The organism is Roseovarius sp. JB2-10 (genome assembly GCF_055693585.1).
In genome coordinates this window covers 1,492,262-1,519,049 of record NZ_CM146337.1, presented here as the reverse complement: position 1 = coordinate 1,519,049, position 26,788 = coordinate 1,492,262, and the positions used below count along the sequence as shown (strand labels likewise).

Below are 26,788 nucleotides of genomic sequence, written 5' to 3'. Positions count from 1 at the left end.
GTGGCTCTGGCCGAGAGGACTGACGTGCGCGATCTCACCCCACACAAGGACGGTGACGTTGTTCTAGGCGACGATTTTGTTGCGCCCGACAACGTTCAGGATGAATTGAGAGTGCGGCGCGAACGGCGCCGCAAATTCTCTTTGAGCGAGTCGTCACTGACCCGCAAAATTGTCACGTTCAACCTTATTGCACTGAATGTTCTGGTCGCCGGTATTCTGTACCTGAATTCGTCACGCGACAGTCTCGCGCTTCAGCGGGCCAATGGTCTGGTGGGCGAAGTAGAACTGATCGCAGATGTCTTCGAAGCTCAACTCCCTGCAACCCTGCCTGTCAGCTTGTTTTCCGGTGACGGCGTGGACGTCAACGAGACGCTCGGCGGGCTTGATATTCGGTCCGGCGTAGAGGTCTATGTCTTTGGCCCCGACGGGCGGGTGGCCGGTCACACGGTCGGACAGGCCCAACGCGGCGACACACCTGACGAAGACCGCCCAACAGTTATCACCGACGCGCTTTCAAGCGTTTGGAACCTGATTTCAGGGCCGTTTTCTTCGTTTTCCGCCAAGAAAGTGCCGCCAACCTTGGAAGAACAAGCCCGCGGACTGGTTGAAACCACGTTGAGTGAAGGCACGCAGGTGGCGTCCGGCGACGCCTATGAAGGAACGGTTTTCTCGGTGGCAACACCTGTCATGCAGGGCGCAACGCCGGTGGCTGTTGTCGCTCTGGTCAGCGCGTCAGGTGAGATTGACAATCTGGTGGCTTCGGAACGCGAGCGGGTATTGCAGATGTTTGTCATCGCCACCCTTGTCAGCGTCGGCCTCAGCCTGATTTTGGCGTCTACCATCGCGAACCCCTTGTCAGACTTGGCCTCGGCCGCCGAAATTGGAGGGGATCGTAAGCAATCGAACGGTGCGTCAGGCCGTATTCGTATTCCAGACCTCACCGCGCGTCCGGACGAAATCGGACGATTGTCCGGTGCCTTGCGCGGCATGGTCGCCGCACTTTATCACCGGATCGATAGCAACGAGCAGTTTGCCGCAGACGTTGCCCACGAAATCAAAAACCCGTTGGCCAGCCTGCGTAGTGCCGTTGGCACAATGCGTGTGGCCAAGCGTGACGATCAGCGGGAGAAACTGCTGGAAGTGATTGAACATGACGTGCGTCGGCTGGATCGCTTGGTCAGCGATATTTCGAATGCATCACGGCTCGACAGCGAATTGGTCAAGGAAGAGCAGGAAGCATTTGACCTGGTCAGTATGCTGGGCAACCTTGGTCACTATCTGGGCGAAGAGGCCAGCAAAAAGGGCATCGATTTCATTACGGATTTCCCGGATCAACCAATCGTCATTACCGGGCTTGAAGGGCGTTTGGCGCAGGTATTTGTCAATCTGATCACCAACGCGATCAGTTTTTGTGAAGATGGAGATGCGATCCGGCTTTGGGCCCGCAAGCGCGAAAATCGCGTGTTGGTGGTGGTTGAAGATACCGGGCCCGGCATTCCGGATCAGGCCCTTACAAAAGTCTTCCAGCGCTTCTATTCGGAACGCCTTGAAGGCGATTTCGGCAACAATTCCGGGCTTGGTCTCGCGATCTCGAAACAGATTGTCGAGGCACATGACGGCGTGATCTGGGCGGAAAATATTCGCCCAACAGACGCTGACGTGACTTCGGATCCTCTGGGGGCGAGGTTCGTTGTGGGCCTGCCCGTCTGAGCAATGAGCGCCGAGACCGGCACATCTGCTGTTCGCCAATGCATCCACGCAACCACGGTCGCCCATGCGGGCCGCGCAGCTTTGATCCAAGGAAAATCCGGCAGCGGGAAATCATCCCTTGCTCTGCACATGCTAAGCAACGGTGCCAAATTGGTATCGGATGACCAAACCCTGCTTTGGACACGTCACGGCGCTTTGATCGCGGACGCGCCAGACACTCTACGCGGGCGCATCGAAGCGAGAGGTATCGGTATTCTGGCCGCTCCGGTTGCAGGCCCCACCAGAGTGGCGCTGGTTGTAGATCTGGACACAGAAGAGACCGAAAGATTACCCCCTCTGCGAGTGACAGAAATCCTGGGGGTAACGCTACCGATGCAAAGAAAAGTTGCGTTCACCCATTTTCCTGCGGCAATCATGGCATATCTTGAGCACGGTCGGATCGAATAAAGGACGCACACATGCCGCCTAAGCAGGCCGCCAACCGCCTCGTGCTTGTCACAGGCCCTTCGGGCGCCGGGCGAAGCTCTGCGATCAGGGCATTGGAAGATATGGGATACGAGGCGATCGACAATCTTCCCCTGTCTTTGCTCCCTCGCCTACTGGATGGGCCAGCGCCCGAAAAACCGTTGGCCTTGGGCATCGATACGCGAAATCGCGATTTTTCGACCAACGCACTGATCGAAGCCATTGATGGCATGAGCGGCTTAAGTCCGGCGCCCATGCAGGTATTGTATCTTGATTGCAGTGCGGAAGTCCTGATGCGCCGTTTTTCAGAAACCCGTCGTCGCCATCCCTTGGCCCCGGCAGAGACACCCGACATCGGGATCGCGCGCGAATTTGATCTTCTTGTTCCAATCCGGGCGCGGGCTGACATTGTGATCGACACGTCCGAAATGGCCCCACGTGATCTTTGCGCTGAATTGGAACGCTGGTTCGTCACCGAACTGGAAAGCCAGTTGGCCGTATCAGTGCAATCCTTTTCCTATAAACGCGGGCTTCCGCGCGGCCTCGACATGGTTCTGGATTGCCGGTTTCTGCGCAATCCCTACTGGGAAGAGAGCCTGCGCAGCCTCGACGGACGCAGCAGTGATGTTGCCGCTTACGTTCGCGATGATCCGTTGTTCGAACCATTCCGTCAAAAAGTGCAGGATTTGACGGAATTGTTGTTGCCCGCCTATCAGGCTGAGGGCAAGGCATACCTGGCGATCGGCCTTGGCTGTACCGGTGGGCAACACCGCAGTGTTGCAATGGCAGAAACATTGGCCAAAGCCCTTGCAGAGGAGGGCTGGCAGGTGTCAATTAGGCATCGCGAACTGGAGCGACGGGCGACAGAGCCGGCGCTGTCCGAGCGCGGCCTTACGGCCCAAGGTAAAAGTAAGGAGTGAGTGAGCGGTGATCGGTATTGTGATCGTTGCACATGGCGGGCTGGCCCGGGAATACCTGCGTGCGATCGAACATGTTGTAGGACCTCAGACAGGCGCGCGCGCCATCACGATTGAGGGGGATCATGATCGCGGGGCCAAGGAATCTGAAATCTGCATTGCTGCCAACGAAGTTGATACAGGTGAAGGCGTGGTAATTGTCGTGGACCTTTTTGGCGGATCACCGTCAAATCTGTCTTTAATGGCCTGTGCGCCGGAAAATCGGCGTATTCTCTATGGGGCAAATCTGCCGATGCTGATCAAGCTTGCCAAGTGCCGCCACCTCACAGTGCCAGAGGCCGTGCGCGCAGCGCTCAACGCCGGGCGAAAATACATCGACAGCCACAATGTGACAGCGGAATAGCGAACGAAAAATGACTGAGACCATCAAACGGCATCTGAAGATCGTAAACGAAAAGGGGCTGCATGCGCGGGCAGCCGCCAAACTGGTTGAGGTAACTGAAGGTTTTGACGCTACGGCAGAAGTGTCACAAAACGGGCAATCGGCCGGTGCGGACAGTATTATGGGGCTTTTGATGTTGGCAGCATCGAAAGGAACTACTATTGACGTGCAGGTCTCGGGGCCAGATGCCGAGGCGATGGCCGCAGCGGTTGAGGCCCTTGTCGCCGACAAGTTCGGCGAAGACAAGTAACAGCGCGAGGGAGACGCGCAGGCGGCGATATAGGGACAAACCAGTTGGTGCAAAATCAGCAGGACAGGGGTGTTGAACCAACGACAGAGGAGGTGTTGTTCACCACCTATGACCGTCGCAGTCTGACCTACGCCAATTCGTTTGATACCCCAATGACGGCCTTTATCATCCGCACGATTGAATGGATGACGGGCAAGGTCAGCATTATCCGTATGATCCGAAAGTTCGAAAAGCGTGGCGCACCCACTGGGCAAGCGTTCTGGCGTGCGGCTCTTGGGACGATGGGCATTGATCTGGAAACACCGGATTCAGAGGTCGAAAATATTCCGCTGTCGGGGCCTGTCGTGGCCGTGTCGAACCACCCGCATGGTCTGGTGGATGGCATGATCCTGGCTGATCTGATTGGCCGGCGGCGCAATGACTACAAGATCCTGACACGCGCGCTTTTGACCGGCATCGACGAAGTTGCGGCCTCGTACATGATTTCGGTGCCCTTTCCGCATGAGCCGGACGCTCAGCGCAAATCTGTGGAAATGCGCGCAAAAGCGATGGCCCATTTGAAGGAAGGCGGCTTGATCAGCGTCTTTCCGTCGGGCGTTGTGGCATCCTCGGATTCACTTTTTGGCCCTGCGATCGAGCGGGAGTGGAATGTTTTCACCGCGCAAATGATCCGTAGGTCGGGCGCCAAGGTGGTGCCAATCTATTTCCCCGGGGCAAATTCCCGTTGGTATCAAATGGCCAACCGGATTTCGGCAACCCTGCGCCAAGGGTTGTTGTTGCACGAGGTTGTTCACAGCTGCAATCAGCCGCAAAAACCAGTGGTCGGTGAGCCAATCAGCGATGAGCAGATGAAAATGCTGGAAACGGACCCGCGCGGGTTCATGACATGGTTGCGCGAACACACCCTGTCGCTCGGCGAATAGACCTTTACGACCTCAATCAGTGCACATGCACACTGAACCTTGTTTTCTGCCGTTATCCGCGCGTTTGAATAACAAAAACTTGGCAAAATGCCCGTATATTGAATTCTTCAGAAAGAAATGCTATATTGATTTCTGAAGAAAGGATAACGTAATGAATGCCCTCGCTGAAAATCTGCATGACGTCAGCGCCGAACCTGGACGGGTTGTGGCGAAGGCTGCATTCAATGCAGCACAGGAATTGGGATTGTCGCAGCGCGATTTGGCACATGTTATCGGTGTCAGCGAAGCCACAGTTTCGCGAATGAAGGGCGGCGCGTTTGTGTTGCAGGGCAAACCATTTGAATTGGCAACCTGCGTGATCCGGATTTTTCGATCTTTGGATGCGATTGTCGGGGCGGACCCGGACAGCATGCGGGGATGGATGGCCAATCAGAATAACGATCTGTTGGGCGTTCCTCGCGACCTGATGGCCCAGGCAACGGGATTGATTGCGGTGATGGATTATCTTGATGCCGCCCGTGCGCCTACCTGATGTATTCCCGCCCTATCACGGCAATCTCTGGCGGGTGATCGAAGGTCAGTATCGCGCTTCAACCATGCGAATTGTAGAAACCGACAACGAACAATCTGTGTTGGAGGATATTCTGGAGGCGTCAAAACCTGCAGTGCCGCCCCCATGCACACACTTGGATTACCAATTTTGGTCGCCCTTCCGGTATGGCTGTTACCCACGTGCGTCCAGGTTCAGGCGGGCCGGGCGCACACCGGGTGTGTGGTATGGCTCGGAACGGGTTTTGACTGCCGTGGTCGAAAGCATCTGGGGGACTTTGCGGTTCTTTGCGGCCTCACCTGAAACCCCAATGCCGCGCTGGCCCGTGGAACACACGGCCGTTCTGGCAGACATTCAGGCGGAGCAATCCATCGATTTGTCGACACCTGAAATGGCCGAACAGGGCCGTTGGTCTGATCCTGATGATTACACGGATTGTCTGGACCTCGCGGACCGCGTGCGGGCAGATGGCTGCCAAGCAATCCGTTACGTTTCTGCCCGCGATCCAGATCTCCGGGCCAATGTCGCTGTTTTAGCCTGCGAAGCCTTTGCCCAGCCCGCACCGATTGCCACGCAGAAATGGCATATCCTTGTGACGCCTCAGCGTGTGAGGGCCCATTGCGAAACCTTGAAACAGCGCCATCAGTTTCTGGTTGGAGATTACGGGCTGCAACATCCCGACTAACGCTGCATTTGCCGGGTCTTGGCATTGACGATAGACTGCACGCGATGACCTTGAGACGGACCCCACGATGAAATCCGTTCGGCTAAGACTGCTGATCCTCGCGCTGCTGCCGCTGATGGTTCTGATGCCACTGCTCTTGGTGTTGGCGATAGGGCGCTGGTCCTCAAATTACGATGACGTTCTGATCGCCAATGTCGAAAGTGATCTGCGCATCGCTGAACAATACATGCAACAGATCCTCCTCACGACCGGTGATGACGTCGAAAGCCTCGCTCGATCTGTTGATTTTCGGACAGCAGCGCAATTGCCAAAAGACGCTTTTGCCGCGTTTCTGGCCCGCAATCAGACAGAGCTGGAACTGGACTTTCTCTATTACCTGCCACTCGGGCGCGCGCAGGAAGCCGCCAAAACATGGCCCGTGATAGATGCCGCCGTCAAAGGGCGTGCCGCCAGCCAGATCGATATTTTTACCGGTGACGATTTGATGGCACTGTCCGCGGAACTGGCCGAACAAGCCCGCCTCCCCCTGATCGAAACCGAGGCCGCCGTCCCGACGGAACGCATCGTAGAAGACCGCGGCATGGTGGTACATACCGCGACGGATGTGCGTGTGCCCGGCCGGTTGGGCGTGCTGGTGGGTGGGGTTTTGTTGAACCGCAACCTCGGGTTCATCGATACAATCAACGCGTTGGTCTATCACTCCGAAGGTGCTGAGGGCGACAGACAGGGCACAGCAACCCTGTTTTTGGAAGATGTGCGGGTCTCAACCAATGTGCGGCTTTTTGAAGGGGCCCGCGCGCTTGGAACACGTGTGTCGGCCGCGGTTCGACAAAAGGTATTGAGTGAAGGACGGACCTGGCTTGATAGCGCATTTGTCGTCAATGACTGGTATATCTCCGGGTATTTGCCGTTGATTGACAGCTTCGGAAACCGGGTTGGAATGCTCTATGTGGGGTTTCTCGAAGCGCCGTTCACCGCCGCAAAACGGTCGGCCTACTTCATGATTTTGGCGGCTTTTGCGCTTGTATTGGCATTGACCGTGCCGCTGTTTCTGCGCCTCGCCAGAGGGATTTTTTCACCGCTTGAGCAAATGACCAAGACGATGGAAAAGGTTGAATCCGGTGAGTTGGGCGCACGGATCGGGCCTGTCGCCGCGCAGGATGAGATCGGCACCGTTGCGGCACATCTCGATACACTCTTGGATCAGGTGCAGGAGCGAGATCGCACCTTACGGTCTTGGGCCGATGAGCTGAATGTCCGGGTCGAGCAACGAACCACTGAGCTGCGCGATGCCAACAAGAAACTGGAAACCACGTATCAGCAACTCGTCATGAGTGAAAAGCTGGCCTCTATCGGTGAGATCACAGCAGGGGTGGCTCATGAGATCAACAATCCCGTTGCCGTGATCCAAGGCAACGTTGATGTGATCCGCCAAACGCTTGGTGACGAGGCCGACCCCGTCATGACGGAGCTTGAGCTGATTGATCAACAGGTCGGACGGATCAACGCCATCGTTGGTAAATTGTTGCAGTTTGCGCGGCCGACAGAGTTCGGAAACTTCGAAGAAAGTGTCGATATATCAAGCGTGCTGGACGATTGTCTCGTTCTGGTCGATCACGTAATCTCAAAGGCCGAGATTACTGTTTCAATTGACCGCGGGGATGCCCCGCATGTCCGGATAAACCCCGGTGAGCTGCAACAGGTGATCATCAACCTGATTATCAATGCGGTGCAGGCGATGGAGGGGCAAGGGGCCTTGGATATCGCGATCAGCCGTACCGACCGCGATGGCCAGCCCGGCGCTCAACTCAGCATTGCCGATACCGGAGCCGGTATTTCAGAGCACAAACTGGAAACAGTTTTCGATCCGTTTTTTACAACCAAACTGGGTGAAGGCACGGGATTGGGCCTGTCCGTCAGTCAGACCTTGATCCAGAATGCCAACGGATTGATTTCGGTCACTAACCGCACGGGCGGCGGGGCCGTCTTCACCATCTGGCTTCCGGATGAACAGTCCAGCAAGGCCGCCGCCGAATGAATGAAGTGCTGCCCGGCGGCAGCGCCCCTGTTTCAACCCATTTGATATCCGGGCGTTGAGTTCGAGATTTCGATCTCTTCGTCTGACATCTCTTCGGCGATGCCTTCAAACAAAGGTGTCGTCATGTAGCGTTCGCCCGTATCCGGCAACATGCACAGGATCACCGATCCGGCCTCTGCCTTTTGTGCAATGCCCAAGGCAACCGCAAAGGTCGATCCGCCAGAGACACCCGTGAAAATCCCCTCTTGGGCCGCCAAATCACGCGCGCCCGTTATACCATCCGGGCCGGATACCGGGATCAGATCGTCGTAGAAACCTTCATCAATCGCTTCCTGCAACACAAGCGGAATGAAATCTGGCGTCCATCCCTGGATCGGGTGCGGCTCAAACTCCGGGTGACTAACTGCGGGCGCCCCATCCTCAAGGCGCTCCTGCGCATGACCACTGCCCACCAATTGAGCGTTCGCGGGCTCAGAAAGCACAATCTTCGTGTCAGGACGCTCTTTGCGTAGCACCCGGCCCAGTCCGGTGACGGTGCCTCCCGTGCCGTATCCGGTCACAACATAGTCGAGCCTGTCGCCCTCAAAGTCCGCCAGAATTTCCTGCGCGGTCGTCGCTTCATGGATCTCGGCGTTGGCATCCGTTTCAAACTGATGTGCGAGGAACCAGCCATGGGCTTCCGCCAGTTCGACAGCCTTTTTATACATGCCGAAGCCCTTCTCGGCACGCGGTGTCAAAACGACTTTAGCACCCAGAATGCGCATCAGGCGTCTGCGTTCAATGGAAAAGCTGTCGGCCATGGTTACCACAAGCGGATAGCCTTTTTGCGCACAGACCATTGCCAGACCGATGCCCGTGTTACCGCTGGTCGCCTCCACCACGGTTTGACCGGGTTTCAACGTGCCATTGCGCTCTGCGGCCTCGATAATGTTCACCGCCAATCGATCCTTTACGGATGCGGCGGGATTAAACGCCTCGGCTTTGACATAGAGCCGGACACCCTCGGGCGCTAGGTTGTTCACACGGATCACCGGCGTGTCGCCGATTGTGTCCAACACGCTGTCGAATAGTCTGCCGCGCCCTTTGGTGCTGCGAATTCCACGATCTGCCATCTGGCTCACTCCCCGGTTTCGAATGATGGGATTACGCTAGCGGAACGTATTCACAACGACCACCCCCTCAACCGCACGGGCTTTACTGGCAAATCAGGCGATGTGCGTCTTCCGCTCCGAAGAAAGCGCGCAAAGCCTCCAGAAAGACATGCACCGGTTTTCGGGGGCGGCCCCGAACACGGCCTGCGAACAATTGCAGAGGTGCCAATCCCGGCTCGAGCGGCACGGCACAAAGCCGATCTCCACTATAGGTCACGTCGGTCAGAGGCTGCATCGCCAAAACCGCGATGCCCGCACCGGCACCCACCAAACTGCGCACCATTTCGGTGCTATCCACCTGTGCGATGACATCAGGCTTGAGCCCCTTCTGCCGAAAAAGGCGGTCGAGATAGGGTCGGGCCAGAGGGCGGTCGAGTTGAATGAGTGGATACTGCGCGGCGTCCGCTAGACTGATCGGACCCGAATGTGCCACCGGATGGCCCGCTGGTGCCAGCACATAGGGCGGCAGCTCCATCAAGGGCGTGGTTTCAATTCCGCTGCGGACATCTTGGCCTGCAAACAGGATCACATCCAAGCGCCCGTTCAACATCGCCTCCTGGGCGCTGTCGTTATCATGTTCGTGCAGTTCCAATCGCAATCCGGGGTTAGCCTGCAAAAGCGGGTGCAAGATGCGTGGCAAAAAGGCAGGCGCGACGGGGGCGTAATACCCAATCCGAAGGCTCCCACTGACCGATTGCGCCATAGCACGTCCATGATCCATGACGTCGGCGTAGTCTTCGAGCAAGGCGCGGAACCGCGCGGCAATGTCGCGGCCTTCAGCGGTAACCGAAATGCCACGCGCGCGCGTCCGGATCATCAAGTCAGCGCCGAATTCAGCCTCAACTTGATCCAGCCCTGCCGAGACAGCGGATGCGGCGACATTCAAATCGCGCGCAGCCCCGACAATTGAACCATGATCGACCACGGCTACAAACGCGCGAATGGCCCGCAAGGAAAGGCGCAGATTGGTCAGCATGGGTCACATCCTCGGATTTTCAGATTTTATATTGCGTCTATTTCTATTTTTCCAGTGAATGTGCAGATGGCATGATCATTCAAACCAAAAGGACCTCTGCAATGCCAAGTGACCAGCGATCTGATCATCCCCCCTGCCCGGCTGGCATCACGTGCCAGATGTGCCGCTCAAAGTGTCACCCTTTTTCAGCTGGCCGCCCAACCCGCAACGAATGGGACAGTGGATCGCGGTCCGTTGGCTGGGCTTGGCTGAAAATACGGCTGTGCTGGCGATCGCATTGATTTCGTGGGGCTTCCTGTCGCCGTCACTTGAAACAACGGCAACGCTTGCCCCGGGATGGATCGCCGCCATATGGCTGCGCAACATGGCGCTGTTCCTGTTGGTGGCGGGCGGCCTGCACTGGCTGTTTTACATACGCAAAGCGCAAGGCATGGACCTGAAATATGAAAAGCGCGATTTGATGCTAAAGGGCCGACAATTCACCATGGGCGGGCAAGTCCGTGATAATATGTTCTGGTCCTTGACCAGCGGTGTTGGGGTTTGGACGGCATTCGAGGTGTTAATGCTCTGGGCGATGGGCAATGGCTGGGCGCCGGTGTTGGTCTTTGCCGACAAGCCAATCTGGTTCTGCGCACTCTTCTTGCTCACACCCGTCTGGATATCGTTCCACTTCTATTGGATCCACCGTGCTCTTCACTGGGGGCCGCTTTATCGGCTCGCCCATGCGCTACACCATCGCAACGTCAATGTCGGCCCTTGGTCAGGCTTATCGATGCACCCGGTCGAACACGTGATGTTCTTCAGTTCTATCTTGTTGCACGTCATCGTCGCGGCCAATCCGCTACACATCCTGTTTCATTTGCAGCATCAGGCCTTGACTGCCGTCACCTCACATACCGGTTTTGAGCACATACTGGTCCAGGACAAAAAACGATTGGCGCTTGGGACGTTTCACCACCAGATGCATCACCGGTACTTCGAAGTGAACTACGGCAATCTGGAAATGCCATGGGACAAATGGTTCGGATCGTTTCATGATGGCACCGCTGAAACGCATGAGCGGCTCAAGGACCGCCGCCAAACCCGAAGCTGATTTCAGAAAGGGCAAAGGATGAAGCGTGTGACTGGCGGATGCCAGTGTGGCCATGTTCGAGTTGTCGCCACCGGAGAACCGCGCCGGGTTGGTGTCTGCCATTGTCTGGAGTGCCGCAAACATCACGGTGCCCTGTTCTACGCCGCTGCAATTTACCCGCAGGATGCCGTCAAAATTGACGGCGAAACACGCGATTTTACCGGGCGACATTATTGTCCGGCCTGTGGTGCGTCCGTGTTTGCGCGCAGTGCGGATGAGACTGAGATACATCTGGGCAGCCTTGACGCGCCGGATCAGTTTGTCCCCACCTATGAAACGTGGACAATTCGGCGCGAACGCTGGCTCCCGCCTATTCCAGGCGCCAAGCAATACGCGAAAGATCGCGACGACGGTTAAATCTGTAATACATCCAATTTAGTGAACAGGGCCACTCAGGGACCCGTGCCGCCAAGCTGTTCACTTGCGTCGCTTTGCGCGCAATGTCGGATCAGCTTCCGTTGGGTCTTCCGGCCACGGATGTTTGGGGTATCGCCCCCGCATGTCTTTTCGAACATCTGCATAGGACGACGCCCAAAACCCGGGGATATCCATCGTGGTTTGCAAGGGGCGCTTGGCGGGAGAAAGCAACGTGACACGCAGCGGCGTTTTGCCAACAGTCGGATGCGTGGTTTGACCAAACATTTCCTGCAGGCGCAAACTGATTTCCGGATGCTCTCCGCCATAGTCAATCGGGATCTTGCGACCAAGAGGCGTGGTGAAATGCGCGGGCGTCGACCGGTCCAGCGCCTGCATCTGATCCCAATCCAGCCGGGCCCGCAACGCATCCAACATGTCAAAACGTTTCCAGTCCTGCGCTGATTTTACACCTTCAACATAGGGCAGAAGCCATGCCTCCAGATCCTCCAAAAGGGCGGCATCGGACATGTCCGGCGCATAATGTCCGGCCTCGCGCAGGAGCTTGACCCGTGCCACAAATCGACGGGCAGCATCTGTCCAGGTCAGACCCAATTCGCGCACGCCGTCCAGCATCGCATGCGCGAAGGCTTCTGGTGGCGCGTCCTTCCACTGTCGATCATCCAGAACCAGCGCACCAAAACACTCCTGGCGCCGTGCAACCACGCAGCGCTCACGCTTGGACCACGCACAGGACTCCTGCCAGGCAATCTGATCCGCATACAACCCACGCAACTCGCTTTCCGAAAGCGCGATGGCTTGCCGAATACGGGCCTCGCGCGGATCGCCATCCTGATCTGTCACCACAATCAGGCGCGTGGAGGACAAGTCATCCTCGTCCGGCAGCACTGCCCCTTTGCCACCCGACAAAACATAACGGGGGGTGTCGCCTTTGCGGCGCAACCCGATACGGTCCGGATAGGCCAGCGCGGCCATTTCGGCCTCACTGTAACCGCCACCATCACCGGCGCGCGCCGCCAGACGTTTGGCCTCAGCCCGGATGCGTTCGATTGCGCCGCGGTTGGCCTGCCATGGGTAACGGTCCGAAAAGGCGCGGAGATCTCTTAGTGCGGACAGACGCAATGACAAATCCACCGGTGCACCGCGCGACAGCGGGTCCCGGTCCGCCAAGAGCGCGGCCAAGGGCGCGGCTTTGGGGCCGGCCGTAATCAACATATGCGCAAGACGAGGATGCAGCGGCAGTGCTGCGATCTTGCGACCATGCGGCGTAATCCGACCGTCAGCGTCCAGCGCGCCAAGCATTCGCAAAAGATCTTGCGCTTCGACAAAACCACCAGGCGGTGGCGGTGTTAAAAACGGCATGTCCGTTGGCGCGCTACCCCAGAGCGCCAATTCGAGTGCCAATCCACTGAGGTCGGCGGCTTCGATCTCAGCTGGCGGAAAGGCCGCCAGCGCGCCTTCTTCGCCTCGGGTCCAAAGCCTGTAGCTTATGCCCTCGGCCACACGCCCGGCGCGACCCGCCCGCTGAGTTGCCTCAGCCCGTGTCACGGGTTCGGTCACCAATCGCGCCATGCCGCTGGCAGGATCAAACCTTGATCGACGGGCGCGCCCACCATCTACGACAACGCGTATGTCCTGAATGGTCAGTGATGTTTCGGCAATCGAGGTCGCCAGAACGATCTTCCGCCCGTGCTCAACGGGTCCGATCGCCGCGCGCTGTGCCGCAAAATCCATCGCGCCAAACAGGGGACGTAGGTTGCAGTCTGGTGGCAACCTCTGCTTCAACAACCCTTCGACGCGTCTGATTTCACCTTCCCCCGGCAAAAAGACCAACACACCGCCTTCCGTCTCGGCAACGGCCTGCAAAACCAGATCGAACACTGCCTGCTCGAACCGAGTGGACTTTGGCACCGGACGTGGCAGCCATCCTGTTTCAACCGGAAAACTACGACCTTCCGACGTGATCACCGGGACGTTGCCCATCAGAACAGCCACGGGCGCGGCATCCAACGTGGCCGACATCACCAAGAGCAACAAATCATCTCGCAAGGCGCCTGCGATTTCGAGACATAGCGCCAAGCCCAGGTCCGCGTTCAGCGAACGTTCGTGAAACTCGTCAAAGATCACGGCACCCACACCCGACAATTCAGGGTCCGATTGGATCATCCGGGTCAAAATGCCTTCGGTGACAACTTCAATTTTCGTGTGTGCGCTTACCTTGGATTGTCCCCGGACACGGTAACCCACGGTTTGACCCGCCTTTTCGCCAAGGCTTTGCGCCATCCTTTCTGCCGAGGCGCGCGCTGCCAGACGACGCGGCTCCAGCATCAGGATACGCCCCTCGCACAGGTTGGCCGCATGTATAGCCAATGGCACAATCGTGGTTTTCCCAGCGCCCGGAGGCGCCTGCAACACAGCCCTGCCGTGGTCTCGCAACGCGGTCATCAGCGGGGCAAGCGCGTCCTGAATGGGCAGATCGGTCTTCATGAAACGCTTATCTGTCAGTTTCGCGGAGTTTTCCATAACCAGATACTCTGGACAAAGATGCATAGGCCAAGGCATGAAGGCGGCCAGACCCATTTGCCCAGACACAGCGTGCCCATGAACATCGCCGAGCTTGCCGACAAGATCATCAAACAGGACCGCCGGGCGTTGGCCCGGGCCATCACCCTGATTGAAAGTACGCATCCGGATCATCGCGCCCAAGCGGCCGAATTGATGGAAGCGCTGCGCAGGTCAGATCACCAGGCGGTTCGAATTGGCCTTTCCGGCACGCCGGGCGTGGGCAAATCCACGTTCATCGAGAGTTTTGGCATGATGCTGACCTCTCAGGGCAAACGCGTGGCCGTATTGGCCGTTGATCCCAGTTCAGCACGCTCAGGCGGCTCAATCCTCGGCGACAAGACACGCATGGAGAGATTGAGCCGTGATCCCAATGCCTTCATTCGCCCGTCACCCAGTCAAACGCATCTTGGCGGGGTCGCCCGTCGCACGCGCGAGGCTGTCGCCGTCTGCGAGGCTGCCGGTTTTGATGCGGTTTTGATTGAAACGGTTGGTGTCGGGCAGTCCGAAACGGTTGTCGCTGAAATGTCGGACCTCTTTATCCTGCTTCTGGCGCCGGCCGGCGGGGACGAATTGCAAGGTGTCAAACGCGGCATCATGGAGATGGCCGATATCATCCTGATCAACAAGGCCGACGGCGATCTGAAGCCCGCCGCAACGCGAACCTGTTCTGACTATGCCGGCGCATTGCGGTTGTTGCGAAAACGCCCCCAGGATCCCGAAGGGTTCCCCAAGGCCATGATGGTGTCTGCGCTTCATGAGGAGGGGTTGAAAAAGGCCTGGGAAGAAATGACCAAGCTGACAGATTGGCGCCAGTCGAACGGCCATTTTACCGGTCGTCGGGCAGAACAGGCGCGGTATTGGTTCGAACAGGAGGTGCGCCAAAGCCTTCTGGCCCAGTTGGAAACGCCAAACGCCCGCTCGGCAATGCAAGAAATGGCAGAAAACGTAGCCCGCGGTGCGATTGTTCCATCGCTGGCGGCTCAAGAAATCCTGGCGCGCCTCAAAACCTGATCCCCCTTGCCCGGTAAGCGCAAAGCGCCTAAAGCCAGCTCATGTTGGACGAAAGCGACGATATTCACCCCCTTTTTGCAGGTGCCCCCGGGACAACCGAATTCAAAAAGCTGCGCAAGCGCATTGTCCGGCAGGCACGGGAAGCCATCGAACACTACGGTATGGTCGACCGCGATGCGGATCCAACGACATCACAAAAAGCGCGCTGGCTGGTGTGTCTGTCTGGCGGAAAAGACAGTTACACGTTGCTGGCCGTACTGCACGAATTGCAATGGCGCGGTTTGTTACCGGTGGATCTTCTGGCGTGCAATCTTGATCAGGGACAACCCGGTTTTCCGGCGACGGTTTTGCCGGAGTTTCTGGAACGTATGCAGGTGCCGCATCGCATAGAGTATCAGGATACTTATTCTATTGTGGTCGACAAAGTGCCTGCCGGGCGCACCTATTGTGCGCTCTGTTCGCGGCTACGGCGTGGGAATCTGTATCGAATTGCACGAGAAGAGGGATGCACGGCCGTTGTATTGGGCCATCACCGCGATGACATCCTCGAGACGTTCTTTATGAACCTTTTTCATGGTGGCCGGTTGGCGACCATGCCGCCGAAACTGGTGAATGAAGAGGGCGATCTTTTTGTGTTTCGCCCGTTGGCTCATGTCGCTGAAACGGATTGCGAAAAGTTTGCTAACGCGATGAATTACCCGATAATTCCATGTGATTTATGCGGCTCGCAAGATGGGCTGCAGCGACAGCAGGTCAAACAAATTCTGGATGGATGGGAGGCCAATAGCCCCGGTCGGCGTCAGGTGATGTTTCGCGCCTTGATGAACGCCCGTCCATCGCATCTTCTGGACCCCAAACTCTTCGATTTTTCCGGCCTCGAATTGGGGTCGGTAAAATTTGATGCAAAAGATCCGACTTTGCCCAAATTCCGTTAAGGTCGTTTTGAAGCGCCGAGACTAGCTTTTTGCGAGCAGTAACGGGAATCGAATAATGTCTCGGCAGATCAAAGACCTATTTTGGGGCACCGCATCGTCGGTCCGGACCATCTTCAGCGGGCCGCAGCTTCTTGCGTTTCTTCCTGCCGTGGTGTTGGGCGGATATTGGGTCGGTGGCGAATTGGTCCTGATGCTGACCGCAATTGGATTTCCCGCCATCATGGCGATCGTTGCAATGGTCCAACCACTCAACATGCCTGCGCGCGAAACCCGGCGAACCAACCGCCGCTCAAATCCGAACGAATTCAACAGCATTATGGGTAATGCACTGAAACTGGCCCGTAAGAAATCGAAAAAGACAGCGTGCCTGGTGCTTGGTGCAGATGATTTTGATGCCATCGCGGACCGGTACGGCATGGCCGTGACCCAGGATGTCGTTGATCAAATGTATGATAGATTGCGTTTGGCCCTGCGCAATCGCGATAAAATTTCCCGCGTTGGTGAAAACAAATTTGGTATCGTGATTGCGCCGGTTGGGTTGTTAAATCTCGATATCATGTTGCAACTTGCCTCGCGACTGCAGGCTGTCGTTGAAGAACCTATCGAAATCGGGGCAACCACAATCTATATTTCCGCTTCTGTTGGGTTTTGCATGGACGCGAATTTCCGCAATGACACGGGCAAGAAAATGACCAACGCGGCGGAAATTGCACTTGCCGTAGCCAGACGCAGCGGACCATCGTCCATTCGCGCCTATTCCCCGGATATGCGCGACGTTAACGTCCAGAAACACACCTCTAACACCGAAATTGATACCGCGCTCGAAAACGGGCAGATTTTGCCGTGGTTTCAGCCACAAATCTCTACCGATACCGGTCAGATAACGGGATTTGAGGCGCTTGCTCGGTGGGAGCATCCGGAACGCGGCACTGTCCCACCGATGGAATTTTTGCCACATATCCAAAAGGCCGGACGTATGGAACGCCTCGGTGAAGTGATGTTGGAAAACGCGCTCCGCGCTTTAACGTCCTGGGACGCGATTGGCATGCACGTTCCGCAAGTGGCTGTAAATTTTTCACCGGAAGAATTGCGCAGTCCGAACCTGATCCAAAAAATCGAATGGGAGTTGGACCGGCAGGGGTTAACGCCCAACAGATTGGCCGTGGAAATTCTTGAAACGGTCGTTGCGACCTCCCCGGATGACATGGTCGCGCGCAATATCAGCGGTTTGTCGGAACTGGGCTGCCAAATTGATTTGGACGATTTTGGTACAGGCCATGCGTCGATCTCGTCTATCCGGCGGTTTGATATTCAACGGTTGAAGATCGACCGTTCCTTTGTGATGAAAGTCGATCAAGACGCGGAACAACAAAGGATGGTGTCAGCCATTCTTCTGATGGCCGAACGTCTGGATCTCGACACGCTTGCAGAAGGCGTCGAAACAGCCGGTGAACATACGATGCTGGCCCAATTGGGATGTCGGCATGTTCAGGGGTTTGGGATTGGTCGTCCGATGCCACTTGAAAAGACCCAAGGTTGGATGACGCAACATCTGGCAAAGCTTTCAGACACCCCGTCGATTGGCTACAAAACCGGTTGAATTGCTGGCTTATCCGCCTTGGTCGGCACCGAATCTCCGAAACACCCTTGACCTTTCTTGCTGCACTCTGTTGAACCCCAAGACAAGCAACAGAAAGATGGCCATCGGTGATGGACGAACAGAATAAAAATCTCATTCTCGCAACCGTTCTCAGTTTCCTGGTGATTATGGTTTGGTTCGTACTGTTTCCGCCGCCGGAACAGCCAGGTGGTCCCAACGCAGACGCGACCGGTGAAACTGCGATTACGTCGGATGCAGTTTCCACACCAACGGCTGATGCAACCACCGCCGACGCCGGCGCGACAACAGCAGGTGAAGCGGAAGAAAAAGTCGTTGATGCCCCTCGCATAACCATCGATACGCCAACCCTCAAAGGGTCTTTGTCGCTTCAAGGCGGGCGCATTGATGAGCTGTCTCTGAAGAACTACCGCGAGACGCTACGGCCGGGCTCCGACATCGTAAACCTGTTGCAACCCGTTGGAAGTGATGCGCCATATTATGCGCTGTTTGGCTGGGCGCCCGGGGCTGGCTTGGCGGCGGATCAAGTCCCTAATGCCAACACAATCTGGCAAGTCGCATCCGGTGAAACGCTGTCTCCGGATACACCAATCACGCTGACTTGGAACAACGGCGCAGGATTGACCTTCACGCGTGTGATCAAGGTCGACGCCGATTTCATGTTTGATGTCGAACAATCCGTGGAAAACACAGGTGACGCGCCGGCATCAATGGCGCCATACGGGATTTTGGCACGTCACGGCCTGCCAGATGACCTGAAGAACTTTTTCATCCTGCATGAAGGCGCGGTTCGCATGATCGATGGCGAGCTGGCCGAAACGGATTATGACGATTTCGATCCCGCCAATGCACAGGAAGAATTGTCGGTCACCGATAGCGGGTGGACGGGTTTCACCGACCACTATTGGATGACAGCCCTCATCCCGGATGACAATACCGGTGCCAAATTCAGCACCTTCCGCGACACGCGCCGTGAGATTTATCAGTCCAACGCCAAACTGAGCACTCAGACTGTCGCACCTGGGCAGTCGGTGACCGTACGCACCCGCCTTTTTGCGGGCGCCAAGGAATGGGAAGCCATTCGCAATTATCAAAACAAGGAAAATGTTGGCGGCTTTCTGGATTCCATCGACTGGGGTTGGTTTTTCTTCCTGACCAAACCTATTTTCTGGCTGCTTCACAATTTGAACGCCCTGATCGGGAACATGGGTTGGTCCATCATCGCATTGACCCTGATCATCAAATCGATCCTGTTGCCGTTGGCCTTTAAATCCTACGTATCGATGGCAAAGATGAAAGAGCTGCAGCCGCAAATGGAACAGCTCAAAGAGCGCGCAGGCGATGATCGCCAGCAGTTACAAAAAGAAATGATGGCCCTCTACAAAAAGGAAAAGGTAAACCCGGCTTCTGGCTGTTTGCCCATCCTGTTGCAGATCCCGATCTTCTTTTCGCTCTACAAGGTGATTTTCGTCACACTTGAACTCCGACACGCCCCTTGGATTGGCTGGATCAAGGATTTGTCCGCACCGGATCCTTCGTCCCTCTACAATTTCTGGGGTGTCTTTCCCTGGGACGCGCCAGAGCCCGGCTCCATCATGGCGCTTATCTTCATCGGTATTCTGCCGCTGATCCTGGGCATTTCGATGTGGTTGCAACAAAAGCTCAACCCCGCGCCCACAGACCCGACACAACAGATGATCTTTGCGTGGATGCCATGGGTATTCATGTTCATGCTCGGCAGTTTCGCCAGCGGACTTGTGGTATACTGGATCGCGAACAACATGATCACTTTCTCGCAGCAATACCTGATCATGCGCAGCCAAGGATACACGCCTGATGTGTTCGGTAACATAAAATCCAGCTTCAAACGCAAACCGAAACCGGATGACGAATGATGGCAGAGGTCAGCGCATTATGGCGGCATCCGATCAAGGGGCACGGACGCGAGGCGCTGAGTTCGGTTGAGCTGACAGAGGGGCAAACGATGCCCTGGGATCGCAAATGGGCGGTCGCCCATGAGGCCACAAAATCCGATGGCACGGCGTGGGCTCCTTGCGCAAACTACTCTCGCGGTTCAAAAAACGGCGCGCTCATGGCTATCAGCGCCAGCGTTGATGAAGATGCGGGAACGGTGACCCTTTCGCATCCGGACCGGCCTGACATTACCTTTGACCCAGACCGTGATGCATTTGCATTCCTGGATTGGGTACGGCCACTTATGCCGGTGGAGCGCGCGCAATCCACGCATTTTCATTGCGTCCCGGGGCGCGGGATGACCGACAGTGATTATGCCTCGATCAGCCTCATTAATCTGGCATCACACGATGATCTGTCGTCTTACATGCAGCAAGAATTGTCGCCATTACGGTGGCGCTGCAATATTCACATCCAAGGTTTGAAGGCTTGGGAAGAGTTCGATTGGGTCGGGAAAAAACTGCGTATCGGAGAGGTCGAGCTGGACGTAGTGGAGCCAATCGTACGATGCATGGCCACGGTCGCCAACCCTGCGACAGGTGTGCGTGATGCGGATACGTTGGGCGCGCTTTCAGCCTATCTGGATCACCAGAATTTTGGCGTCTATGCGATGGTTACCAAGAGCGGCAAAATTGAACTTGGCCACCCGGTTGAGGTGCTCTAGTGCAACTCTCTTTTCCTGTGGCTGACGCCCCTGATGAGCTGACGTCCGAAAAAGGTCGGAAGCTTTTTGCAGGCCAGACCGATTTTCTGAAAGGCGTCGTCGCCATGTCCGGCCTGCCGCCAGCGGACCGCACCGAAGTCTGTTTCGCCGGGCGGTCGAACGTTGGCAAATCAACGTTGATCAATGCCCTCACCGGTAGAAAGGGTCTGGCGCGGGCATCCAATACGCCAGGGCGCACCCAGGAGATCAACTATTTCACGCTGACCGACAGTCACTATCTCGTCGATCTGCCGGGGTACGGATATGCCAATGCGCCTCTGCCGATCGTTGAAAAATGGCAACGACTGCTGAAAGCCTACCTTGCTGGGCGTCAAACCCTCCGGCGTGCATTCGTCCTAGTCGACGCCCGACACGGCATCAAATCAGTTGATGAAGAGATCATGGCATTGCTGGACAGCGCGGCGGTGACGTTCCAATGTGTTATGACCAAGATCGACAAAGTCAAAGCGCATGATCTGGAGAAGGTGCTGGACCAAGTCCGGCAAAAGCTCTCGCCACATCCCGCGGCCTTCCCGGAACTCATTCTGACCTCGAGCGAAAAGGGCGATGGCATTGCCACGTTGCGCGCCACGATTGCTACGCTTCAGTAGAACACCCTGTTGACTTGATAATCAGCTCCTAACGTTCCGCACTCCCATACTTCGTGACCCCCTTGCGCCGCGCCGCGCATGCGGGGATAACCCTTGGAGACGAGGGACAAGATGAAGACACTTGATATGAACCAGGATTGGATCGCCGCCGCCGGGACATTGAGCAAGGCGTTGCCGTATCTGCAACGCTACGATGGCGCCATAGTTGTGATCAAATTCGGCGGCCACGCCATGAGCAGCGATGAGACGGTCGATGCGTTTGCCCGCGACGTCGTTTTGATGCAGCAAGTGGGTGTGAACCCTGTGATCGTTCATGGCGGCGGCCCCATGATCAATCAGATGCTTGATAAACTGGGCATTGAATCCGAGTTCGTGAACGGAAAGCGTGTCACAGACGAGGCCACCATTGAAGTGGTCGAGATGGTTTTGTCAGGGCGCGTTAACAAACGCATCGTTCAAGCCATCAACCGTCAGGGTGGAAAGGCTGTTGGTCTATCCGGGAAAGACGCAAACCTGATCACATGCGATCCATCAAACCCCGAACTAGGGCTCGTGGGTGAACCGTCGGAAATCAAACCGGGCTTTCTGCATACCCTCTTCACCGCAGATGCCATCCCGGTGATTGCGCCTCTTGGCGCGGGCCGCAACGGTGAGACATTCAACATCAATGGTGATACTGCGGCTGGTGCGATTGCGGCGGCGTTGCATGCGGATCGTTTGCTGTTGTTGACCGATGTCGATGGGGTTCAGGACGCCAACGGTGCTGTCGTGACTGACCTTAATGCGGAACAGATCAAGCAAATGACCGATGATGGCACCATCGCCGGTGGGATGATCCCCAAAACCGAAACGGCCCTGGCTGCCATCGACGGGGGGGTGCAGGCGGTTGTCATACTGGATGGGCGCGCACCAAATGCGACGCTACTCGAGCTTTTCACAGAACATGGTGCTGGTACGCTTATCCGTGCAAAGTAACTTGCGCAGACGGCATTTTGACTTAGGTTCCGGAGCATGGAAAACGAAGCCCTTGTCCGCCTGAGTGTCTTTGCAGGTCTGTTCGTCTTGTTTGCGATGGTCGAGACAGCGATACCACGTCGGCAACGCATGCAGCCGCGTAGCAGCCGGTGGATCACCAACTGGGCGATCATCATCCTGGACACGTTGACTTTGCGGCTCCTTGCCATCGCCTTACCCCTGCTGGCCGTCGGCGCGGCAGTAGATGCTCAGACACACGGCTGGGGGCTTCTGAACGCGGTTGATTTACCGTTATGGGTTGCGGTGATCCTGACGGTTTTGATCTTTGACATGGCGATTTGGGCGCAGCACCTGATCACCCATAAGGTACCGATATTATGGCGCTTTCATCGCGTTCATCATGCGGATCGCGACATTGATGTCACCACGGCGATCCGGTTTCACCCGGTTGAAATTGCGTTGTCGATGTTGTTGAAGATCGGTCTGGTTTATCTATTGGGTCCGCCTGCAATCGGGATCATCGTTTTTGAGATTATCCTGAACGGCACCGCGATGTTCAACCATGCCAATATCCGCCTGCCATTGGCCATGGATGCGATCGTGCGGCGCGTTCTGGTGACACCGGACATGCACCGCGTGCATCATTCGATCCATCGCCATGAGCACGACAGCAACTATGGCTTTGCCTTGTCGATTTGGGACCGGATGTTCGGCACCTATATCGCACAGCCGGACAAAGGCCATGACGACATGACGATCGGCCTCGAATGGCAGGACGAAAAACCGTCGAAGCTGGGGTGGTCGCTTTGGCTGCCGTTCAAAAAATGACGCTGGCGGCCCTCCATAAACTGGCGGAACCGCATTGTCTTGCAGTTTATGGTGCATGGCATCCAGCGCCTGAAAACGCGCCGGAAGACGTTCAAACACTGGTCCTGCTGGGCCCGCATGAACCCGGATTTTGGGTGCATTTTTCAGCTTCACCGGAGGCCCGCGACAAGGGCGCGGACCCACTTGACCGCTGGTCGACACGTGTGATCTCAGCCCTTGCAGATGATTTGGGATGCCAGGCGTTTTTTCCCTTTGGGGGGCCGCCCTATCAACCCTTCATTCAATGGGCACAAGACAGCGGACGGGCACATATTTCCCCCGTGGGCTTGCTGGTTCATGACGTGGCGGGTTTGATGGTGTCGTATCGCGGCGCCTTGGGTTTTTCGGAAAAACTGGCCCTACCAGAAGCAAAGCCCAGCCCGTGCATCGCCTGCGCGACGCAACCCTGCAAAACGGCCTGCCCCGTGGACGCTCTCAAGGGAGATGCGTATGACGTGGCCGCATGCAAGGCCGATCTGGTCCGAGAAGGCAATGATTGCCTGTCCCGAGGTTGCGCTGTCCGACGCATTTGTCCGGTCAGCCAAAGCTATGGCCGGGACGAAGCGCAATCGGCGTTTCACATGGAGGCATTCCTGTGACGCTCCGTTTAATCCTGATGCGTCATGCAAAATCGAGCTGGGACGATCCCTTGATGCCGGACCATGAACGCCCTTTGAACGCGCGCGGACGGCGATCCGCGAAGGCATTGGGAGACTGGTTACGGCTAAACGACTACCTTCCGGATCAAATTCTCAGCTCGTCATCGGCCCGCACGCGGGAAACCTGCTCAGGTCTCGGGTTAGACGCCGATAAACGCTTTCTCGACGGGCTCTATCATGCAGGCGCAGGGCGCATGATGAGCATATTGCAACAAGCGTCGGGACAATCCGTGTTGGTACTGGGCCACAATCCGGGCATCGCCTGGTTCGCCACCGAGCTAGTGGCAACGCCTCCCAAACACGCGCGATTTGATGACTATCCGACCTGCGCCACGCTGATTGCAGATTTTCCGATCGACGCTTGGTCAAAACTCAGGCCCGGCATGGGATATGTGGTGAATTTTATCACCCCACGGGAGCTGACGGACGGGTAATCTTCAAGAACGCTTGAGGTGGGGGCCCGTTTCCCAACATTGATCGACTTTTAGGCGACATTTTCAAATTCCGATACAACTTATGCGTTTTCATAGGTTGACGGCCCGGCGGGACATCGGCAAGGAACCGCCTAAGCCCCCATGGCTCGAAAAATGAAAGTGAATCAACGATGCAAAACCTATTTCCGAAAGCCCTTGTTCTATCGTTTGTCGCAGTAGCGGCATGTGCACCCGTACAGGGCCCGGATGCAAGCGGGGTCAACGCGACCTTTACCAGTGAAAACGCACAAGCCTTTGTCGCCGGGTATCAGCCTGTCGAAGTGAGCGTGACGAAGAACGGCGACAGTGTACCGGCCAACTGCGAGCTTACATCATCCAAGTACTCGGCCAAATTTGCCGCCCCAGCCAAGGTCAACGTACCCGCCTATAGCAAGGGCGCGGTCAATGCCACGTTGTCATGTACCACCGAGGAAGAAACGAAAGCCGCAACCTTCAAACCTGTAAACCTGTCCAAGAAGGCGCGCACGGGATCAGCCGTTGGCGTTGCTGTACTTTGCCCGATCTGCGGTCTTGGCGTTGCGGCCGCAAATGCATCGAAGTCGAAAGACAACGAAATCTTCGGGTTCACCGAGATGGAACTCAAACTCTGATCGCTGAGATCAATCCGTTTGCCCGCATGTATGTGGGCAACAAAAAACCCCGTTGGCAAAACCAACGGGGTTTTCGCGTTTTTGACGGGCCGGTCAGTGGCCGAGAATTTGGCTCAGGAACAACTGTGTCCGCTCGCTCTGCGGGTTGTTGAAGAACTCTTCCGGCTCGTTTTGCTCAACAATCTGGCCTTGGTCCATGAAGATCACGCGGTTCGCAACCTGACGGGCAAAGCCCATCTCGTGGGTCACGCAGAGCATGGTCATGCCTTCTTCGGCCAGCTCGATCATTGTGTCGAGCACCTCTTTGATCATCTCGGGGTCGAGCGCTGATGTGGGCTCGTCGAAGAGCATGATCCGAGGCCGCATGCAAAGTGAACGCGCAATCGCCACCCGCTGCTGTTGCCCGCCGGAGAGCTGTCCGGGGTACTTCATGGCCTGATCGGGAATCTTGACCTTTTCCAGGAAATGCATCGCCGTTTCTTCGGCCTCTTTCTTGGGCGTCTTGCGCACCCAGATCGGGGCCAGCGTACAGTTTTCCAAGATGGTCAGATGCGGGAAAAGGTTGAAATGCTGGAAGCACATGCCAACTTCTGACCTGATCTTGTCGATGTTCTTGAGGTCATTCGACAGGACCGTTCCATCTACTTCGATCTTGCCCTGCTGATGTTCTTCCAGCGCGTTGATGCACCGGATCAGCGTGGATTTACCCGAACCGGACGGGCCGCAGATCACGATCCGCTCACCGCGGTTGACTGTCAGGTTGATGTCACGCAGCACGTGGAAAGAACCGTACCACTTGTTCATGTTCTGGATGGTAATCGCGATCTCGTCGGAGACCTTCATTTGTGCAGATTCAGCCATTTTCTGGCCTCCTTATCGATGATCGGTCGCAAGACGGCGTTCCAGCCATTGCGAGTATTGTGAAATGCCATAGCAGACGACGAAGAAGAGAAGCGCGGCAAAGCCGAGAAGCTCCCAGTAGACGCCGTTCCATTCCGTCGAGGCGAGGATCGGTCCGCGGATCATACCCACAAGGTCAAACATCGAGATGACCGAGACGAGTGTGGTGTCCTTGAAGAGACCCACCGCGACGTTCACGATCCCCGGGATGGAGATCTTGAGCGCTTGCGGCAGAATGATGAGTTGCATGGCTTGCGGGTAATCAAGGCCGAGGCTGTCCGCGCCCTCATATTGTCCCTTGGGCAAGGCGGCCAGACCACCCCGGATCACCTCGGCGATGTAGGCCGAGGAGAACATCGTGATCATGATGACAACGCGCAGGAACAGATCCACCGTGCTTTCCGGCGGGAAGAAATAGGACAGCATCACCGAAGCCACAAAGAGCAGCGTGATCAAAGGCACACCGCGAATGAACTCGATGAAGATCACACAGACCCATTTGATCAGCGGCATGTCGGACTGACGGCCGAGCGCCAAGGCAATCCCGATGGGAAGGGACAAGGACACACAGGTCACACCCAACATCATGTTGAGCATGAAGCCGCCCAGATCACGGCTTGGTACCGCTGGCAGCATCGCATTATCCGACGCGTTGTCCGGAATGATCATGCCTGCGATGGTCCAGATCACGAAGGCCGTGACGATTGCACCAAAGAAACCGGCTGCGAAGCTGGATTTAACGAAGCGTTGATAGACCAGCGCACCGCCAAGAAAGCCCAACAAGGCGACGATCGGGACCAGAATACTGCCCCCCAAATCAGCCAATATGCGATAAACGGGTACAGGCCCGTAAAGATCAGCATTTTGCGCGGCAGGTCGAAGAACAGCACCGGCGCTGCCGCAATGAACAGCAACAGGAAGGCCAGATTTGGCCGCCAGTACTCATCGGTCGGGTATTTGAAGCCATAGAGCAATTGCGGCAAGCGTTCCGACAACACGGCGAAACACGCACCGGATGTGCCATCAAGGATTTCACGGCATTCTGCGAGACTGTTCGCGCTCCAGACACCGTTCATGATCCAAGGTACCGAAGGCGCCAACACCAGATAGATCAGGTAGAGCGCAACGATGGTCAATACGCTGTTGGCCGGTGTGGCGAACAGGTTTTGACGCAGCCATTTGACGATCCCGGTTTCCGCTGCCGGAGGCGGCGATTCCGGAATTGTCGTTTCACGTACGAAGGAAACTGAGTGTGCTTGTGTATCTGACATG

General features: G+C 56.5%; 26 protein-coding genes and 1 pseudogene. 22 read left to right on the top strand and 5 right to left on the bottom strand.

Annotated elements, in window-relative coordinates; translation table 11 throughout:
- From ACZ1HJ_RS07540 to ACZ1HJ_RS07500, 9 genes are all read left to right on the top strand, one after another.
- Nucleotides 1-1,710 (top strand): sensor N-terminal transmembrane domain-containing protein, encoded by a 1,710-nt coding sequence (locus tag ACZ1HJ_RS07540; protein ID WP_472721692.1) that lies wholly within the window; start codon nt 1-3, stop codon nt 1,708-1,710.
- Between the two features lie 3 nt (nt 1,711-1,713).
- Nucleotides 1,714-2,157 (top strand): HPr kinase/phosphorylase, encoded by a 444-nt coding sequence (locus ACZ1HJ_RS07535; protein ID WP_472721691.1) that lies wholly within the window; start codon nt 1,714-1,716, stop codon nt 2,155-2,157.
- An 11-nt stretch (nt 2,158-2,168) separates the two neighbouring features.
- Nucleotides 2,169-3,095, top strand: a complete 927-nt coding sequence (rapZ, locus tag ACZ1HJ_RS07530; protein ID WP_472721690.1) for an RNase adapter RapZ — start codon at nt 2,169-2,171, stop codon at nt 3,093-3,095.
- Nucleotides 3,096-3,102: 7 nt separating this feature from the next.
- Nucleotides 3,103-3,495: a PTS sugar transporter subunit IIA gene (locus tag ACZ1HJ_RS07525; protein WP_472721689.1), complete on the top strand. Its 393-nt coding sequence runs from the start codon at nt 3,103-3,105 to the stop codon at nt 3,493-3,495.
- Between the two features lie 10 nt (nt 3,496-3,505).
- Nucleotides 3,506-3,784 (top strand): HPr family phosphocarrier protein, encoded by a 279-nt coding sequence (locus ACZ1HJ_RS07520; protein WP_472721688.1) that lies wholly within the window; start codon nt 3,506-3,508, stop codon nt 3,782-3,784.
- Nucleotides 3,785-3,828: 44 nt separating this feature from the next.
- Entirely contained in the window at nt 3,829-4,707 is an 879-nt protein-coding gene (locus tag ACZ1HJ_RS07515) for a lysophospholipid acyltransferase family protein (RefSeq protein ID WP_472721687.1), read from the top strand.
- 151 nt (nt 4,708-4,858) lie between these two features.
- Nucleotides 4,859-5,239, top strand: a complete 381-nt coding sequence (locus tag ACZ1HJ_RS07510) for an MbcA/ParS/Xre antitoxin family protein (RefSeq protein ID WP_472721686.1) — start codon at nt 4,859-4,861, stop codon at nt 5,237-5,239.
- A complete protein-coding gene (locus ACZ1HJ_RS07505; protein ID WP_472721685.1) occupies nt 5,226-5,942 on the top strand; it encodes an RES family NAD+ phosphorylase in 717 nt (238 codons plus the stop codon). Before ACZ1HJ_RS07510 ends, ACZ1HJ_RS07505 begins: the two co-directional genes overlap by 14 nt.
- 67 nt (nt 5,943-6,009) lie before the next feature.
- Entirely contained in the window at nt 6,010-7,980 is a 1,971-nt protein-coding gene (locus tag ACZ1HJ_RS07500) for a sensor histidine kinase (RefSeq protein ID WP_472721684.1), read from the top strand.
- Between the two features lie 32 nt (nt 7,981-8,012).
- Here ACZ1HJ_RS07500 and ACZ1HJ_RS07495 read toward each other — a convergent pair whose 3' ends face one another.
- Both ACZ1HJ_RS07495 and ACZ1HJ_RS07490 read right to left on the bottom strand, forming a co-directional pair.
- Complete coding sequence (locus tag ACZ1HJ_RS07495; RefSeq protein ID WP_472721683.1) at nt 8,013-9,092, bottom strand: PLP-dependent cysteine synthase family protein; 1,080 nt, start codon at nt 9,090-9,092, stop codon at nt 8,013-8,015.
- A gap of 82 nt (nt 9,093-9,174) precedes the next feature.
- Nucleotides 9,175-10,107, bottom strand: coding sequence for a LysR family transcriptional regulator (locus tag ACZ1HJ_RS07490; protein ID WP_472721682.1), 933 nt, complete (start codon nt 10,105-10,107; stop codon nt 9,175-9,177).
- 151 nt (nt 10,108-10,258) lie between these two features.
- On the opposite strand from ACZ1HJ_RS07490, the gene ACZ1HJ_RS07485 reads away from it, so the two are divergent.
- Both ACZ1HJ_RS07485 and ACZ1HJ_RS07480 read left to right on the top strand, forming a co-directional pair.
- On the top strand, nt 10,259-11,200 hold the full coding sequence (locus ACZ1HJ_RS07485; RefSeq protein ID WP_472721681.1) for a sterol desaturase family protein: 942 nt from the start codon (nt 10,259-10,261) through the stop codon (nt 11,198-11,200).
- Nucleotides 11,201-11,218: 18 nt separating this feature from the next.
- Nucleotides 11,219-11,596 carry a GFA family protein gene (locus tag ACZ1HJ_RS07480; RefSeq protein WP_472721680.1) on the top strand — a complete coding sequence of 126 codons (378 nt, stop codon included), beginning with the start codon at nt 11,219-11,221 and terminating at the stop codon, nt 11,594-11,596.
- A 60-nt stretch (nt 11,597-11,656) separates the two neighbouring features.
- Here ACZ1HJ_RS07480 and hrpB read toward each other — a convergent pair whose 3' ends face one another.
- Nucleotides 11,657-14,101, bottom strand: coding sequence for an ATP-dependent helicase HrpB (hrpB, locus tag ACZ1HJ_RS07475; protein WP_472722177.1), 2,445 nt, complete (start codon nt 14,099-14,101; stop codon nt 11,657-11,659).
- A gap of 114 nt (nt 14,102-14,215) precedes the next feature.
- On the opposite strand from hrpB, the gene meaB reads away from it, so the two are divergent.
- The 11 genes from meaB to ACZ1HJ_RS07420 all read left to right on the top strand — a co-directional run bounded on the left by meaB (nt 14,216) and on the right by ACZ1HJ_RS07420 (nt 24,616).
- Nucleotides 14,216-15,190, top strand: coding sequence for a methylmalonyl Co-A mutase-associated GTPase MeaB (meaB, locus tag ACZ1HJ_RS07470; RefSeq protein WP_472722176.1), 975 nt, complete (start codon nt 14,216-14,218; stop codon nt 15,188-15,190).
- A gap of 41 nt (nt 15,191-15,231) precedes the next feature.
- Entirely contained in the window at nt 15,232-16,125 is an 894-nt protein-coding gene (ttcA, locus tag ACZ1HJ_RS07465; protein ID WP_472721679.1) for a tRNA 2-thiocytidine(32) synthetase TtcA, read from the top strand.
- A 55-nt stretch (nt 16,126-16,180) separates the two neighbouring features.
- On the top strand, nt 16,181-17,725 hold the full coding sequence (locus ACZ1HJ_RS07460) for a putative bifunctional diguanylate cyclase/phosphodiesterase (protein WP_472721678.1): 1,545 nt from the start codon (nt 16,181-16,183) through the stop codon (nt 17,723-17,725).
- Nucleotides 17,726-17,835: 110 nt separating this feature from the next.
- Complete coding sequence (gene yidC / locus ACZ1HJ_RS07455; RefSeq protein ID WP_472721677.1) at nt 17,836-19,638, top strand: membrane protein insertase YidC; 1,803 nt, start codon at nt 17,836-17,838, stop codon at nt 19,636-19,638.
- A complete protein-coding gene (locus ACZ1HJ_RS07450; RefSeq protein WP_472721676.1) occupies nt 19,635-20,381 on the top strand; it encodes an MOSC domain-containing protein in 747 nt (248 codons plus the stop codon). The genes yidC and ACZ1HJ_RS07450 overlap by 4 nt, the downstream gene beginning before the upstream one ends.
- A complete protein-coding gene (gene yihA, locus ACZ1HJ_RS07445) occupies nt 20,381-21,031 on the top strand; it encodes a ribosome biogenesis GTP-binding protein YihA/YsxC (RefSeq protein WP_472721675.1) in 651 nt (216 codons plus the stop codon). The genes ACZ1HJ_RS07450 and yihA overlap by 1 nt, the downstream gene beginning before the upstream one ends.
- Before the next feature lie 111 nt (nt 21,032-21,142).
- The gene (gene argB / locus ACZ1HJ_RS07440) at nt 21,143-22,006 is read left to right on the top strand and encodes an acetylglutamate kinase (RefSeq protein ID WP_472721674.1); all 864 of its coding nucleotides are present in this window, start codon (nt 21,143-21,145) and stop codon (nt 22,004-22,006) included.
- Nucleotides 22,007-22,042: 36 nt separating this feature from the next.
- On the top strand, nt 22,043-22,834 hold the full coding sequence (locus ACZ1HJ_RS07435) for a sterol desaturase family protein (RefSeq protein ID WP_472721673.1): 792 nt from the start codon (nt 22,043-22,045) through the stop codon (nt 22,832-22,834).
- Nucleotides 22,831-23,472, top strand: coding sequence for a ferredoxin (locus ACZ1HJ_RS07430; protein ID WP_472722175.1), 642 nt, complete (start codon nt 22,831-22,833; stop codon nt 23,470-23,472). Before ACZ1HJ_RS07435 ends, ACZ1HJ_RS07430 begins: the two co-directional genes overlap by 4 nt.
- Nucleotides 23,469-23,966: a SixA phosphatase family protein gene (locus ACZ1HJ_RS07425; RefSeq protein ID WP_472721672.1), complete on the top strand. Its 498-nt coding sequence runs from the start codon at nt 23,469-23,471 to the stop codon at nt 23,964-23,966. Before ACZ1HJ_RS07430 ends, ACZ1HJ_RS07425 begins: the two co-directional genes overlap by 4 nt.
- 170 nt (nt 23,967-24,136) lie before the next feature.
- The gene (locus ACZ1HJ_RS07420; protein ID WP_472721671.1) at nt 24,137-24,616 is read left to right on the top strand and encodes a hypothetical protein; all 480 of its coding nucleotides are present in this window, start codon (nt 24,137-24,139) and stop codon (nt 24,614-24,616) included.
- A gap of 93 nt (nt 24,617-24,709) precedes the next feature.
- On the opposite strand, the gene ACZ1HJ_RS07415 is transcribed toward ACZ1HJ_RS07420, so the two are convergent.
- Nucleotides 24,710-25,477 carry an amino acid ABC transporter ATP-binding protein gene (locus ACZ1HJ_RS07415; RefSeq protein ID WP_472721670.1) on the bottom strand — a complete coding sequence of 256 codons (768 nt, stop codon included), beginning with the start codon at nt 25,475-25,477 and terminating at the stop codon, nt 24,710-24,712.
- Between the two features lie 12 nt (nt 25,478-25,489).
- Nucleotides 25,490-26,787, bottom strand: a pseudogene (locus ACZ1HJ_RS07410) (amino acid ABC transporter permease).
- Nucleotide 26,788 lies beyond the last annotated feature (1 nt).